The organism is Humisphaera borealis (genome assembly GCF_015169395.1).
GTDB lineage: Bacteria > Planctomycetota > Phycisphaerae > Tepidisphaerales > Tepidisphaeraceae > Humisphaera > Humisphaera borealis.
On record NZ_CP063458.1, the window covers coordinates 2,233,998 to 2,249,861 of the forward strand.

General features: G+C 62.8%; 6 protein-coding genes. 4 read left to right on the forward strand and 2 right to left on the reverse strand.

Annotation, left to right across the window (positions count from 1 at the left end; genetic code table 11):
• Nucleotides 1–541 precede the first annotated feature (541 nt).
• The 3 genes from glgX (at nt 542) to treY (ending at nt 7,580) form a co-directional block, all read left to right on the forward strand.
• Entirely contained in the window at nt 542–2,743 is a 2,202-nt protein-coding gene (gene glgX, locus IPV69_RS08285) for a glycogen debranching protein GlgX (RefSeq protein WP_206294577.1), read from the forward strand.
• A 68-nt stretch (nt 2,744–2,811) separates the two neighbouring features.
• Nucleotides 2,812–4,848, forward strand: coding sequence for a malto-oligosyltrehalose trehalohydrolase (treZ, locus tag IPV69_RS08290; RefSeq protein ID WP_206294578.1), 2,037 nt, complete (start codon nt 2,812–2,814; stop codon nt 4,846–4,848).
• A gap of 29 nt (nt 4,849–4,877) precedes the next feature.
• The gene (gene treY / locus IPV69_RS08295; protein WP_206294579.1) at nt 4,878–7,580 is read left to right on the forward strand and encodes a malto-oligosyltrehalose synthase; all 2,703 of its coding nucleotides are present in this window, start codon (nt 4,878–4,880) and stop codon (nt 7,578–7,580) included.
• A 100-nt stretch (nt 7,581–7,680) separates the two neighbouring features.
• Here treY and IPV69_RS08300 read toward each other — a convergent pair whose 3' ends face one another.
• Both IPV69_RS08300 and IPV69_RS08305 read right to left on the reverse strand, forming a co-directional pair.
• Nucleotides 7,681–9,975, reverse strand: coding sequence for a DUF1549 domain-containing protein (locus IPV69_RS08300; RefSeq protein WP_206294580.1), 2,295 nt, complete (start codon nt 9,973–9,975; stop codon nt 7,681–7,683).
• Between the two features lie 36 nt (nt 9,976–10,011).
• The gene (locus IPV69_RS08305; protein ID WP_206294581.1) at nt 10,012–11,295 is read right to left on the reverse strand and encodes a DUF1501 domain-containing protein; all 1,284 of its coding nucleotides are present in this window, start codon (nt 11,293–11,295) and stop codon (nt 10,012–10,014) included.
• Between the two features lie 570 nt (nt 11,296–11,865).
• Between IPV69_RS08305 and IPV69_RS08310 the strand changes: the two genes are divergently transcribed.
• Nucleotides 11,866–15,843: a PAS domain S-box protein gene (locus tag IPV69_RS08310; protein ID WP_206294582.1), complete on the forward strand. Its 3,978-nt coding sequence runs from the start codon at nt 11,866–11,868 to the stop codon at nt 15,841–15,843.
• The last annotated feature ends 21 nt before the right edge of the window (nt 15,844–15,864 follow it).

Consider the following 15,864-nt stretch of genomic DNA (forward strand, 5'->3'; position numbering starts at 1 on the left):
TCTTGAAGGAGCCGCACTCGAAGTAAGCAGACAGGAACGCGACATCGCGCCGTTCCCACGTTACTTCATGCGCGGCGTGGTCGGAACGTCATGCGCGGATGCAGACGCCGACGGTCGCCTCGGGTTCGTTTGGCGGATTGCAACGTCGCCCGGGCAGAGTGCACCTGCGGCGCGACCGCTGATCAATCGCTGGCGGATGATCTTGGGTTCGTTTGGCGAATTGGACTGTCGCCTCGGGTTCGTTTGGCGGATGCGGCTCGATCGTTCGCGACTCTGCCGGACCAATGACGTGAGACAGCGCTCAGACGGGCGTGCTGGTCTCATGGCCAGAGCCGGTGGGGTGACGGTGATCTGCCTGCCACCACCTCGCGTTGCATTCAGCCGCCGCGCGTTGTTCGCACCGCCGCGCCTTGTTTTCAACAACGTCTCATCCGGCTATTGCGACGGCCGCCACACCCGGCCGTCGCGGGCATGCCGTTTGCGATCCGCCGATGGAGCGTTTTTGTTGAAGTCTTTGAAGCAGGTTGTTGAAGGAGCGTCAATGCGCGTTTGGCCGGGCCGACCCTATCCCCTGGGTTCGACATTTGATGGACACGGCGTGAACTTCGCGCTGTTCTCAGAGAACGCGACGAAAGTCGAATTATGTCTTTTTAATTCGGTCAGTTCGGTAGTGGAAACGCAACGGGTGGAGTTGCCAGAGCAGACCGACCGCGTCTGGCACGGATTTCTACCTGACATCGAGCCCGGCCAACTTTACGGATATCGCGTGCACGGCAAATTCGAGCCGCGCAAAGGTCACCGCTTCAATCCCAACAAGGTGGTGATGGACCCGTACGCAAAGGCGGTCGGGCGGGACGTCGTTTGGGACGACTCGGTTTTTGGCTACACGGTCGGGTCCGACGACATGACGTTCGATACCCGCGATAGTGGGGCGTTCTGTCCGCTTGCGTCGGTGATTGACACGGCGTTTACATGGGGAGACGACCGACCGCCGCGAATTCCGTGGCACAAAACGCTCATCTACGAGGCCCACGTCAGGGGCGCGACCGTTCGCCATCCCGATGTGCCCGAAGAACGCCGCGGCACGTACGCCGGTCTGGCGTCTGAAGCGTTCATCAGCCATCTGCAGAGACTGGGGGTGACCGCTTTGGAACTGATGCCGGTTCACCATTTTCTGCAGGACAGGACGCTGCGCGAGAAGGGCCTGGCGAATTACTGGGGCTACAACACGCTTTGCTATTTCGCACCGCACCTGCCGTACGCGTCGCGGCAGTCGCCGCGGAAGTCGGTTCAGGAATTCAAGTCGATGGTGCGGACGCTGCATGCGGCAGGCATCGAAGTGATTCTGGATGTGGTCTACAACCACACCTGCGAGGGCAACCACATGGGGCCCACGCTCGTGTTCCGGGGAATCGATAACGCCAACTACTACCGCCTGACTCGCGACGACAAGCGGTACTACATGGACTACACCGGCACCGGCAACACGCTGAACATGACCAGCCCGCGCGTACTGCAACTGTTGATGGACAGCTTGCGGTACTGGGTCACCGAAATGCACGTCGACGGCTTTCGCTTTGATCTCGCCAGCACGCTGGCGCGCGAACTGCACGAGGTCGATCGGCTGGGGGCTTTCTTCGACATCATCCACCAGGATCCGATCATCTCGCCGGTCAAGCTGATCGCCGAACCCTGGGACCTCGGCGAAGGCGGCTACCAGGTCGGGAACTTCCCCGTCCTCTGGACCGAGTGGAACGGCAAGTATCGCGACACCATCAGGCGATTCTGGAAGGGAGACGGCGGCCTGGCTTCGGATGTCGCGACGCGACTCGCCGGCAGCAGCGATCTTTACGAAAAGGACGGCCGAAAACCTTACGCGAGTATCAATTTCATCACCGCGCACGACGGCTTCACGCTCGACGACCTGGTCAGCTACAACGAAAAGCACAACCAGGCCAACGGCGAAGGCAATCGCGACGGAGCCGACGATAACAACAGCTGGAATTGCGGTGTCGAAGGGCCGACCGATGACCCTGCCGTTCTGAACACGCGCGAACGCCAGAAGCGGAACTTCATCGCAACGCTGCTGTTCTCCGAAGGCGTGCCGATGATTCGTGCCGGCGATGAGTTGAGCCAGACCAAGCAGGGCAACAACAACACGTATTGCCAGGACAACGAGCTAACCTGGCTCGACTGGGAGCTGAATGAACGCCAGCGGTCGTTCCTCGACTTCGTCCGCGACTGCACGCGCATCTGGGCGGAACAGCCGGCACTGCAACGGCGGAACTTTTTCGTCGGCCGTCCGCTCCGCGGCGATGACATCAAGGATATCTCCTTCTTTACGCCCGCCGGCACGGAGATGGATGACAGCGCGTGGAACGACGGGAACACCAAGTGCCTGGGTATTCGCCTGGCCGGTGATCGCCTGCGGGAGGTTGATGAGCGCGGCGAGCCGATCAAGGGTGACACACTGCTCCTTCTGATGAACGCCCACTGGGAAGAAGTGCCCTTCACTCTTCCCGACACCATCAAGGGTGACGTCTGGCAGACGCTGATCGATACCGGCGAGACGGCCCGACCGCTCCTGGTTCGCGTTCGCCCGGAAAGAGAACAGTTTCCCCTGTTCGGGCGATCGCTCGCGCTATTGCGAACCGTCAGGCCGGAGGAAGCGGCCGCCGCCGTGACGTCAACGCAGGCTGAGCAGTTACGCCGTGAAGCCCGTCAGGCCAGGGCCGCCGTGTAGGTAGAGGCGGAACTGCAGGACCCTGGGGGTGCTCCCCTTCGCCATCAATATTGCTGCGAGGATCAACCGTGACGCGCGTCGAACATCCACCGATTGAACGGGACGTGACAAAGGAACAGGCAGACAGAGTCCGTCGGTTGCCTGTCGGTGCCGAGCAACTGCCGAATGGCCTCGGCGTGCACTTTCGTGTCTGGGCGTCGAAACGACGGCTCGTCCGGGTCGTGCTCGACGACAGGCCCGATTCGCCGGTAACACTGGAACGCGAAGCCGAAGGTTACTTCGCCGGCCTTGCGCCGCGGGCACGAGCGGGGACGCTCTACCGCTATCAGGTCGATGACGACCCGCAGCTCTACCCGGATCCGGTCAGCCGGTACCAGCCGCAAGGCGTCCACGGCCCGTCACAGGTCGTCGACGCCGACGAGTTTCGATGGACCGACGGCGCATGGGCCGGCATCAACAGCGACGGTCAGATTCTCTACGAGATGCACGTCGGCACGTTTACGAAGGAAGGCACCTGGGCCGCGGCAGCCGAACGGCTTGAGGATCTGCGGGACTTGGGCATCACTTGCGTGGAGGTGATGCCGGTGAACGAGTTCGCCGGCCGCTGGGGATGGGGCTACGACGGCGTCCAGTTGTTCGCGCCCTATCACCACTACGGCACACCCGACGACATGCGCCGCTTCATCGACCGAGCCCACGCGGTGGGCCTGGGCGTCATTCTCGATGTCGTCTACAACCACCTCGGCCCCGACGGAAACTACGCAAGCGTTTTCAGCGATCAGTACTTCAGTCCGACACACCAAACAGACTGGGGCGATGCGATGAACTTCGACGCCGCCGGGAGCAGGCCGGTGCGCGAATTCTTCCTTTGTAACGTCCGGATGTGGATCGAGGAGTACCACCTCGACGGGTTTCGATTCGACGCGACTCAGGCGCTGGTGGACGAATCGGAACGCCACATTCTCGCCGAAATCACTGAGGTGGCTCGGCGGTCGGCAGGAAACCGAGCGATCTACCTCGTCAATGAAAATGAGCCGCAGCACACCCAGCTCGTGCGGCCGATCGATGGCGGCGGATGCGGCATGGACGCCCTGTGGAACGACGACTTCCATCATGCGGCCATGGTCGCGATGACCGGACACAGCGAGGCGTACTACTGCGACTATCGCGGAGCGCCGCAGGAGTTCATCTCGGCGGCAAAGTGGGGCTACCTGTACCAGGGGCAGCGGTACAAGTGGCATGAGAGGCGGCGCGGCACACCCGCTTTGGATCTGCCGCCGACCGCGTTTATCCACTTCATCCAGAACCACGACCAGATCGCCAACACCGCACGAGGCGATCGCCTTCACAAGGTCACCAGTCCCGGCGAACTAAGGGCGATGACCGCCCTGCTGCTGCTGATGCCGCAGACGCCAATGCTCTTTCAGGGCCAGGAATTCGCGGCGTCGAGCCCGTTCTACTACTTCTCGGATCATCATGAGGACCTGTCGAAACTGATTGCTGCCGGCCGGGCAAAAGAGATCGCGCAGTTCCCCAGCGCTGCGTCTCCGCTGATGCAGGAACAACTGGTCGATCCTTCGGCGCCAGCAACCTTCGAGCGGTCAAAGATCGATCATTCCGAGGCAGACCGCCCGTTCCACGCCGAGATTTACCGCCTGCACAAGGAACTGCTGAGGCTTCGGCGTGAGGAGCCGGCTTTTAAGCGGGTACAGCGGCGCGGCGACATCGACGGGGCCGTCCTTGGCGCGGGCGCATTTGTGCTCCGCTTTTTTGGCAGGCCCGATCACGGCGGAGAGTCGGGTGGCCAGGGCGACGACCGCCTGCTGATCGTCAACCTCGGCCAGGACCTGGCGCTCGATCCGGCCCCCGAACCGCTGCTCGGCGCTCCGCCCGGCCGGCGATGGTTCACGATCTTCTCCAGCGAAGATCCTTGCTACGGCGGGTCGGGCACCGCGCCGTTGGAGACGGAAGCTGAGGGTTGGCACATTCCCGGCCGCACCACGGTTCTACTTCGACCCGTCAACGCCGCCGAGGCTGTGGTCGCGACGCGCTTCCGCGTGGCTCCTTCCTGTCAGGAAGCCAAGCATCGTGAACAGTCGGTTTAGCACGTCCTTAAGCTGTACGGACACCACCCATGACTTCGACGTTTCCGGAATCGACGTACCGAGTTCAGTTTCACGCGGACTTCACATTCCGCGACGCAACTGAGATCGTTCCCTATCTGGCGGACCTCGGCGTAACGCATCTGTATGCATCGCCGTACCTGAAGGCCAGGCCCGGCAGCACGCACGGATATGACGTCATCGATCACTGCCGACTGAATCCGGAACTAGGCACACAGCGCGATTTCGAGGACTTCCTCGCTGCCCTCGAACGCCATGGGATGAGCCATATCCTCGATATCGTTCCCAACCACGTCGGCATCGCGACGAACGAGAATGTCTGGTGGAACGACGTGCTGGCGAACGGTCCGTCCTCGCACTACGGCCGATACTTCGATATCGCGTGGCAGGAAGCGTCCCGACCAGAACTGAGCGGCAAGGTCCTGCTCCCGTTGCTGGGCAAGCCCTACGGCGTGACGCTGGAGGATGGAGAACTCACGCTATCGCACGATGGCAACGGATTCTGGATCAACTACCAGGACCGAAAGCTTCCCGTATCCCCCGCCACGCTTAAATTGCTACATGGCGAAGACGCAGCAGAGCGTCTGCGGCAATTCAACGGCACACCGGGCGAGCCTCGCAGTTTTGATGCACTCGACGCCATCCTGGACAAGCAGTTCTATAGGCTCGCGTGTTGGACGAACGCGTCGGACGAGATCAATTACCGTCGCTTCTTTGATGTAAACGAATTGGCCGCACTCGCCATGGAACGTGCGGAGGTTTTCGAGGAAACGCACGGGTTTGTTTTCAAATTGATCAAGGCAGGCCACGTTGCCGGGCTTCGTATCGATCATCCCGACGGGCTGTACAACCCGCGGGAATACTTCGAACGTTTGCAGCAGCTGTACCGCAAGTCGGCCGATGGTGACCGCGCGGAGCGCCGGCCGCTGTACGTGCTGGCCGAGAAGATCCTGGCGGCTGACGAAACGCTGCCGACCGAATGGTCGATTCACGGCACGAGCGGTTACGACTTCCTCAATCACGTCAACGGCCTGTTCATTGATTCGCGCAACGAACAGGCGATCACACAGATCTACAGCGAGTGGCTGGCCGATGGCGGGACGACCTCCTGCGGGGCCTGCGACTCCTTTGAGACCCTGGGGTATGGGCGCAAGAAGTTCATGCTGGAAACGGCCTTCGCGAGCGAACTCCGCTCGCTGGCGCGCAGGCTCGATCGCCTGGCACAGCGAAACCGTCTCTGGCGCGACTTCACACTCGCTGCCCTCGTTCGCGGCCTTAAGGAAGTGATCGCATGCTTCGGGGTCTACCGCACCTACATTGAAGGGCCCGAAGTCAGCGCCAGCGACAGACAGCGCATCGAAGCGGCGATCGGAGCGGCCATCGGCCGCAATCCTGCCAGTGACGTCGGCGTGTTTCATTTCATCCGCGACGTTCTCCTGCAGCGATATCCGGAAACCTTCAGCGAAAGCGATCGAGCCGACCAACTGGCGTTCGCCGGGAAGTTTCAACAGCTCACCTCTCCGGTCACCGCCAAGGGGATCGAGGACACCAGCTTTTACGTCTACAACCGGTTCGTATCCCTGAACGAGGTTGGCGGAGACCCCGCGAGGTTCGGCGTAGCACCAGACGACCTGCACACCTACTTCGCCGACCGTCAGCGCGACTGGCCTTATGCAATGTCCACGCTGTCCACGCACGACACGAAGCGGAGTGAGGACGTGCGGGCAAGACTCAACGTGCTCTCGGAGATCCCCGATCAATGGCGGACGCACGCCACCCGGTGGCGCGACATCAACGCAGGGCAGAAAGCCGTCGTCGCCGGCCGTCCGGCGCCCGATGCCAACGACGAGTACCTCATCTACCAGACGTTGCTGGGCGTTGCGCCGCTGGGGCCGTGGTCAGCTCCCGCATACGCAGCAGTGCAGGAGCGCGTTTGTGGCTATGTGCTGAAAGCGCTCCGCGAGGCAAAGGTGCACACGACGTGGACAAACCCGAATGCCGCCTACGAACAGGCGGTGCAGGCGTTCGTAGCGAGGCTCCTTGATCGCAAAGCCAGTCCCCAATTCTGGGACGACTTCGACGCACTGCGCGGAAGGGTTGCGACCATCGGACTGATCAACAGCCTCTCGCAAACCCTGCTGCGACTGGCCGCACCGGGCGTCCCCGACACGTTCCAGGGAACCGAAAGCTGGGACTTCAGCCTGGTTGACCCCGACAACCGCAGACCGGTCTCCTACGAGAGGCTTCGCGCACAGCTTCACCGTTGTGACGCAATTCTCCAGGCCGATCCGGCACGCCGCGCCGTGCTCGTGCGTGAACTGCTCGACGACCTCGCGGACGGCAGCGCCAAGGTGTTCCTTCAGGCGACCATCCTGCGGCTTCGTCGGGCGCACCCGGGCCTCCTGAGCGCGGGGACCTATGACGCCCTGCCGGTGACGGGGGCAAAAGCCAAGCACGTTTTCGCGTTTATGCGTCGCTCGAACAGGTCCGCTGTTGTCGTCGTGGTGCCGCGCCTGATCGCGTCACTTTTGGACGACCGCACGACACTCCCCTTAGGCGATCAAGTATGGGGCGATACGGCAATCGAACTGGACGGACCGACGGTGTCGTGGCGCAATCTGTTGACGAACGAGCAGTCGTCCCCTGCCCGCCGGATCGTCATGGGAGACGTTTGCAATTGCTTTCCGGTATATGCTGGCCTGGCAAGCGTTTGAACAGCAGAAAGCCCGCGAGTGACCCCGACGCCCCGCAATGACGGCTCCGCGGCACTCCCACTTGAACCGGCCATCCTCACCAGTCGATTGAGAATCGTCACTACTGAATGAAGAGGAACTGTTTGGAATTGAGTATGGCATAGACCAGGTCGGCGGGCTCCAGTCCCTGATCGGCCGCCTTCTGCCATGCCGCCGACTCTGCCGCCGTCGGTGTGCGTGACAGCAGCGCCAGATAAACCGCTTTGGCCTGCGCGTCGCGCGTACCCGCCCCGGCGATGTAGTGCATGAGCGGCGAGAACGGCGAGAGGACGCCCTTTGCCGAGATCAGATCGCTGTTCATCAGGGCAAGCGCCTGCGGGATGGAGGAGTTGAGATTGGCGTTTTCTACAAAGTCCCGGTCGCTCTGGCCCATGGTGCGCAGGAAGTGTCCCCGCGGCGCGGGACTGTCGAGCTCCGAAGCCCGCAGCCACTCGCCCGACGCCCGCTGGCAATGTGCGACGAACCCGCTCATCTCCGATTCCGCGTACCCAAGCCGCACGCCCAGTGCACGGAGCCGGTCTGATTCGGCTTTGTTTGCCGCTTCGACTTCGGCGGCGGTCAGGGGTGCCGGACCGTAGCCGGTGACGTAGGTTTTCCGCCAGGTCTCGACGCCCAGGACGGCCGGGTTCGTGTTCATCTTGTAGGTTTCGTCCTCGGTGGCCACTGCACCCGGTCCCTTCCTCCGGGCCAGTTCGGTGATCAAAGGGGAAAGGAACTCACGCACATAGGACTGATTGCGAGCCCGCTCGATCTCCCCCAGGGCCCGGCGGAGTTGCGTCTCGCGATTCTGATCACCCCGCCGCTTGGCATCGATCGTCTGCTCGCGGATCGCTTTTTCCTTCACTTCCAGATCCTTCTCGGCCCCGAGCATTGCATAGCCGAGATCGACAAGCCTGCCGCCGTCTGCGTTGACATACGCGTCGGCGACCATATGCGAGACGTCGATACGGCGTCGATCACGAGCCTCTCGGCGAAGATCCCGGGCATCGGGCTCATGGCTGACCAGCGTGACAAGAGAATCCCACGCCTGTTCCGCCGTCATTCGTCGCAGCGCGGGGGACGTAAAGTGCCAGGGGTCTCCGGCGGCATACTCTTTCACCGAAGCGGCCGACTGATAGGCACGGGTGTTGGCCAGAATCGCCAAAAAATCCCGCTGGTCGTACTTGAGCGAAATCATAAGGCGCTGGAGATGGGCCTCGACCGCGGGAATCATCGCGCGGGTGTCGTCGCGCAGATCATCCAGGGGCTCCACCAACGCCACTCCGAAGAGCCTTTTCCAGAGGCGATTGACGATCACCCGGGTGAAACGGGGATTCTCGGGAGATGTCAGCCAGCGTGCAAACACGTCAGCAGAGTCGTCACCCGGTTTCAACTCGGGGGCCGCCCCAAAGATCGGCCTGGGCGTCATGACGTCCCCGGGTTTGCCATCGGGCTCGTGAAAATCGTGCGGAAGCTTGAGCGTGGCCTCGAGCCGTCGGTCCAGCCCCATTGGGCTCAGCAACTGTCCGATGCCTTTGCGAATGATGTTCAGCACCTTGCGAAGTTCCATCGCTTCTAGTCGCTGGTTCTTTCGCAACTCTGCGGCGGCGCCACCATCGGAAGCAGTGGCCTTCTCCCGTTTGAAATCATCGAGAATCGTCTGCTCGCGGGCACGGAACGCATCACGTACGCCGGACAGCGCCTCGTTGACCGGCTTGTTTCCATACGTGTAGGCGGCGAGGCGATAGAACTCCGTCTGCTTCCACTTGTCGAACGGGTGGTTGTGGCACTGAGCGCACTCGATTCGTGTGCCGAGGAACACACGTGACGTGAGCGCCATATTGTCCAGCGGCATATCCGGGTCGCGGGTGTAGTACCCGATCGCGCCGTTCGTCCAGGCTTCTCCCTTGGCCGAGAGCAATTCGCGAACGAATTGATCGTAAGGTTTGTTCTCCCGCAGGCTCTGCTTGATGTATTGCCCGTAAGCCGCCGGAATGATGTTGGACGTATTTACGAAGTTCGACTTATGACGAAGGATGTCGGCCCAGAAGTTGTAGAAGGTTGAAACGTAGCTTTCGCGGCTGAGCAGGTCGGCAATCAGGTTCGACCGCTTGTCGGACTGTGTCGACTGCAGGAACGCCGTCGCCTCTACGGGTGTTGGGATTCGCCCCGCCAGATCTAGGTAAATCCGTCGAACGAAGATGCCGTCGTCGATCGGTTCCGCTGCTGCGACGCCGGCCTGCTGCCAGTGCTCGACCAGGAGGGCATCAATCTGGGCCGCGGCCTGCCGGGCCTGCTGGGGCGAGATCGCCGCCGACAGAGGGGCCTGGACCAGCAGCACACACGCGAGCGAAAGAGCAAGATGAGCAACCTTCATGGAGAACCTGCGGTGGGCGGTGTCTGAAAACCTTGATCACGCGAAGACGGCCAGTGGCTTGCCCTTGTCAGCCAGTTTGAACGGCCGGCCATTGGGGGTAAGGACGACCTCTTCAACCGGCAATCCCAGCGCCTTGCCCAGGGTTGCGTTGACGTCAGGGATGGTGCATTCGGCCTCGGCAACGTTTTCCCCGGTTGCGTCCGTGGAGCCGTATCCAAAGCCCCGCTTTACACCCCCGCCGAACAATGCCCCCGAGAACGCCTTGGGGTAATGATCGCGGCCCAGGTTGGTGTTGATGCGTGGCGTACGACCAAACTCTGTGGCAACGACGACGAGGGTGTCGTTCAGCATGCCTCGGCCGTGCAGGTCGCCCACGAGCGCGGATAATCCGCGATCCAGTTTGTCGCACAGGTCGGGCGTCGCGGTGAAGTTGTTGGAATGGGTGTCCCAGCCGTGAAGGCTCACTTCCACAAAACGCACGCCTCGCTCGACCAGGCGACGTGCAAGCAAGCAACCCTGGCCGAACGCGTCGCGCCCATACGTGTCACGAACCGTGGGCTTTTCATCGGTCAGATCGAAAGCAGCAATGTCGGCGCTGGCCATCATTCGATGCGCGCCGTCATAGGCATTACTCTGGGCGGCAACATTCCGCTGATTGCCAAACTTGCCGAGGAACTCGGCATCCAGGCTCCCTGCCAGTTCCATGCGGGCGGCGTGACGGGCCTTGGTCAGGTCCTCCTGAAGCTGGATGTCTTTCAGGCCATTCTCAGGATTGTTGACGAACAACGGTGCATGCTGCGGCGGGAAGAAGCCGGCACCGGGATGCCGGCTGGCATTCCCCACATAAACCGACGCCGGAAGCGTGGGATTGCCCGGTCCTCGAAAGTGCGACAGCCAGGCTCCGAGCGACGGATGATTGATCGTGCCCCGCAACTGGTAGCTGGTGTGCATGTAGTAGTTGCCCTGCTCGTGCGCCCCCTGCGTGGAGCTCATCGATCGCACCACCGTCCCAAGGTGCATCACCTGCGCCGATCGCGGCAGGTATTCCCCGAGCACGATTCCGTCGGCGCTGGTCTTGATCGTCTTGGTGGGGCCGGCTACGTCACCCGACTTCGGATCCCACGTATCCACATGGCTCATGCCGCCGTCCATGTACAGATAGATGACGCTCCTGGCCGTCGCGCGGCCGACGGTTTCTGCGGCGTCGAGCCGGCCGGTGAGGAACTCGGGCAACAAGCCCACGCCCAGCAGCGCGCTGGCGGCACTTGCCATCAGGCGTCGGCGCGTCGGTTCATCGGAGCGGAGCAGAGAGCGGTTCATTGGAGGCAACCTTTTCAAGTGTCTTGTTGGAATCCGATATCGCTTGAAGCCTGTCACGGTCAGTGGTTTTGCCGCAGTGTAGACCGGGCAGTCTTCGGCAGAACCGCCATCCTGGAGTCGAAACTACAACCGGGCAGCAGCAACAGCAACCAGAATGCCGCCTTTCCACCCGGAGCCTTGGTTTAGTGGTATAGGTAGGCTGGCCCGATGCGTCGCGCTTGTTACGCGGCGTAAGGGTCGCTCTTAGGAGCTCAATATCGTTCCGGAGCAGGGGGTCTTAGGAGGGTGGGTCGGGACGGCCACGATCCTGCGCTGACACCATCATCGAGCCCAACTTAGAATCCGAAGTTCCAGGGTCGACCAGCGCAACTTTTTGGCAGGCGTCCCCCGTGTCGGGTCGTACGAGAGCAAGGGGTCTGTTTGAATACGCAAGACGTCAGTTTCCTGAACTCATCTGCTGCAGTCCAGTCCGGCGAGGAACGGACGATGGGGGCTCGCGTCGGCGCGTTCGACTGGTCGAAAACTTCACTTGGGCCGTTAGAGAAATGGCCGCAGAGCCTGCGGACGGCCGTGAGCATCTGCCTAGGCAGCCGATTCCCGATGATGCTGTGGTGGGGACCGGATCTGATCAACATCTACAATGACGCGTTCATCCCCGTGCTCGGGGGGAGGCACCCCCAAGCACTCGGCGAGTCGGGCCGCGACGTGTGGACCGAAACCTGGCCGGTCATTGGGTCTCAGGTCGCAAAGGTGATGGAGGAGGGCGGGTCCACCCTGAACGAGCGGGTGCGGCTCGTCTACACGCGGCATGGCTACCCTGAGGAGACGTGGTTCACGTGGTCGTTCGGCCCCATCTACGACGAGAGCGGTCGGGTCGCAGGCCTGTTCAACACATGCCACGAGGACACACTGCACGTGCTGGCCGAGCGGGAGAGGGATCGGCTTGCTACCCAGCGTCAGCTCGCGCTCGACGCGGCACGGCTCGGTTGGTGGCATTACAACCCGGTCACAAGGCTCGCGACGTTCGACGAGCGGTACAAGGAGATCTTCGGCGTCAGCGGCAATCAGCGGCCCAACGAAGAGATATTGAAGCGGCTGCATCCCGACGACCTTCCCGGCGTATGGTCGAAGGTCGAGGCGGCACTGAACCCCACAGACCCGAAGCCGTACTCGGTCGAGTACCGCATTATCCTCGATGACGGCTCGGTGCGATGGGTCGATGCCCACGGAACAGCCACATTCGAGGGGGAAGGCGCAGACCGCCGGGCGACGAGCTTCGTGGGCACAGTCGCCGACATCACCGACCGAAAGCGCGTGACCGACCAGTCCCGCACGATCCTCGAGAGCATTTCGGACGCGTTCTTCGCGCTGGACCGCGAATGGAAGTTCACCTATCTCAACCCGCAGGCCGAGCGGGTTCTCGGCCGCTCGTCGGTCGACCTGATCGGGCGGGTTATCTGGGAAGAGTACCGCATGGACGGTACCGAGTTCGACCGGGTGTTCCGCCGGGCGGCGACCGGGCGCGTCGCTGCATCGATCACCGCGTTCTACCCCGAGCATAACCGCTGGTACGAGGTGAACGCCTACCCGGCCCCGGACGGCGTGTCGGTCTACTTCCGTGATGCGACTGAGCGCGTGCAAGCGGAGGAGTTGCTTCGCCGAAGCCACGACACGTTCTACCACCTGATCCAGAACAACCCCTTCGGCGTGTACGTCGTGGACGCGGACTTCAAGCTCCGGCAGGTCAGCCTTGGGTCGCAGAAGGTATTCGCTACCGTCCCCCCACCGCTGGTAGGCCGCGACTTCGCCGAGGTGCTGAGGTTTGTCTGGGCCGAGCCTTTCGCGACCGAGGCCGTAGCCAGATTCCGCCACACGCTTGATACCGGCGAGCCCTACGCCTCCGCGCGCACCGTTGAGCTGCGGCAGGACATCGGGGCGGTCGAGGTGTACGACTGGCGGATCGAGCGGATCACCCTGCCGGACGGCCGATTCGGGGTCGTCTGCTACTTCTACGACCTGAGCGAGCGGCAGCAGTGGGAGGTCGCGCTGGCCGAATCGCGACGGAAACTGGATTCGGCATTGATCGCGGGCGAGGTAGGCACGTTCGAATGGGATGTTGTCAACGACCGGCTCTGGGGCGACCGGAACTTCCAGCGCATCTTCGGCATCGAACTGGATGCGTCGGGCGCAGCGCCGCTGGCAACTTACGTCGCTGCCATCCACGCGGCGGACCGTGAACGTGTACTGGAACACGTGAGGCGGTCGGTGGAGACGGGCAGTGACTACGCGGCTGAGTACCGCGTCACCAGCGAGATTCCTCCGAGATGGGTTACGGCCCGGGGGAAGGTGGAACGGGATGAAGCCGGACGCGCTATTCGCTTTCCGGGCGTCGTGCTCGATGTCACCGAACGAAAGCAGGCAGAGCTGCTCCTGGCCGCACAGAACCGGGCACTCGAACGAATGGCGACCGGCGAGCCTCTATCGGAAGCGCTTGGCGTGCTGACGCAGGCGGTCGAGGAGCAGTCCGGTGGTGGCGTGGTCGCCGCGATTCTGCTTGTGGACAAGGACGGCTGCACCCTCCGGACCGGCGCGGCCCCCAGCCTTCCCGCCGAGTACAGCGCAGCCCTTGACGGCATCAAGGCCGCGTCGGGCCTGGGCACGTGCGCGGACGCAGTAGCGAGGAATAAGACCGTCATCACTCCCGATCTTGCTGTCGCTCCGTCGTGGAAGGGCCTTGCGCACCTGCCGTTGGCACTGGGGCTCAAAGCGGCGTGGTCGATGCCGATCCGCGCCCCGGATGGTCGGCTGGTCGGAACGTTCGGCACCTACTTTCGGGAGCGCCGCGAGCCGACTAAGCGGGAACGGCAGGTTGTTGAGGGGCTGTGCCGGGTGGCAGCGCTGGCCGTCGACCGGCGGCGGGCCGACACGGCGTTGCGTGAGAGTGAGGAACTGGTCCGCACCATTGCCGAGAACTCGACGCAGGGAATGGCCATGATGGACGCGCGAGGGTACTGCACCTACGCGAACCACGCGTGGCTCGACATGACCGGTTACTCCGCCGAGGAGATCCGGTCCATGCCGCTTCACGACCTCGTCCACCACCACCACCCTGACGGGCGGCCCTACCCGAGGGACCAGTGCCCTATCGAGCGCGCCTTGCCCGAAAAGCTCGACGTGCGGGCCCACGAGGATCTGTTCTTTCGCAAGGACGGAGCGTCGTTCCCCGTGCTCGTCGCGGCCAGCCCGATCTTCGACGACGGCACACCAGTGTCCACCGTGATCGAGATCCGAGACGTGACCGGCGCCAAGCGTGCCGAGGCCGAGCGTGAGCGGCTGCTCGACAGCGAGCGTGCGGCGAGGATTGAGGCAGAGCGCGCGGGTCGAATGAAGGACGAGTTCCTCGCCACGCTCAGCCATGAACTGCGGACGCCGCTGAACGCGATCCTCGGTTGGTCCCAAATCCTCGCGCACGGCGCGAATGATGCGAACGACCTGGCCGAGGGGCTGCGGGTGATCGAGCGGAATGCCCGCGCGCAGACGCAGATCATTGAAGACCTGCTGGACATGAGCCGAATCATCAGCGGGAAGGTCCGGCTCGACGTGCAGCGGGTGGACCTCGGCGAGCTCATTCGCCTGGCCGTGGAGACCACCAAGCCGTCCGCCGACGCCAAGGCGATTCGCCTTCAGACCACGCTCGATCCGCATGCCGGTCCGGCAAGCGGCGACCCTGCCCGTTTGCAACAGGTCTTGTGGAACCTGCTCAGCAACGCAGTCAAATTCACCCCCAAGGGCGGGCGAGTGGCCGTGCGGCTGGAGCGTGTCAACTCACACGCGGAAGTGAGTGTGATCGACAGCGGCGAGGGCATCCCAAAAGAGTTTCTTCCGCACGTTTTCGACCGATTCCGCCAAGCCGACGCGACGACAACCCGGCGGCACGGCGGGCTCGGACTCGGCTTGTCCATCGTCAAACAACTGGTGGAACTTCATGGCGGGTCGGTACAGGTGAAGAGCGCAGGTGTTGGCCAGGGGACAATCTTCACGGTGTCGCTGCCGCTGGCTGCCGTCCAACCCGGGCCGAACCCGGACACGGACCGCCACCAACCACGGGCCTTCCTATCGAACGCTGTATCACCCGACGCATGCGCTCAACTCGCGGGAATCAAGGTCCTGGTGGTGGACGACGAGGCGGACGCACGGGCACTCGTGAGGCGGCTGCTGGAAGACTGCGAAGCAACGGTCGTAACCGCTGGGTCAGCCGCCACCGCCCTTGAAGTGGTCCGGACGGAGAGGCCGGACGTGCTGATCTGCGACATTGGCATGCCCGACGAGGACGGGTACACGTTCATCAGGCGGGTGCGGGCAATGGGGCCGGAGCACGGAGGTCAGGTGCCGGCCGCCGCTCTTACCGCTTACGCCCGCATCGAAGACCGCGTGAGGGCAATCCGTGCAGGGTTTCAGTTGCACCTCGTGAAGCCCGTTGAGCCGGCGGAGTTGATTGCAACAGTCGCGGCCCTGGCCAGGCGCTCGGGGCAGATTGACCAGACGTAATCCGGTTCGATCAAGATGGGA

Coding starts and splice junctions, on each gene's coding strand:
- glgX (WP_206294577.1), top strand. CDS start 542: ATGCGCGTTTGGCCGGGCCGACCCTATCCCCTGGGTTCGACATTTGAT.
- treY (WP_206294579.1), top strand. CDS start 4,878: ATGACTTCGACGTTTCCGGAATCGACGTACCGAGTTCAGTTTCACGCG.
- IPV69_RS08300 (WP_206294580.1), bottom strand. CDS start 9,975: ATGAAGGTTGCTCATCTTGCTCTTTCGCTCGCGTGTGTGCTGCTGGTC.
- IPV69_RS08305 (WP_206294581.1), bottom strand. CDS start 11,295: ATGAACCGCTCTCTGCTCCGCTCCGATGAACCGACGCGCCGACGCCTG.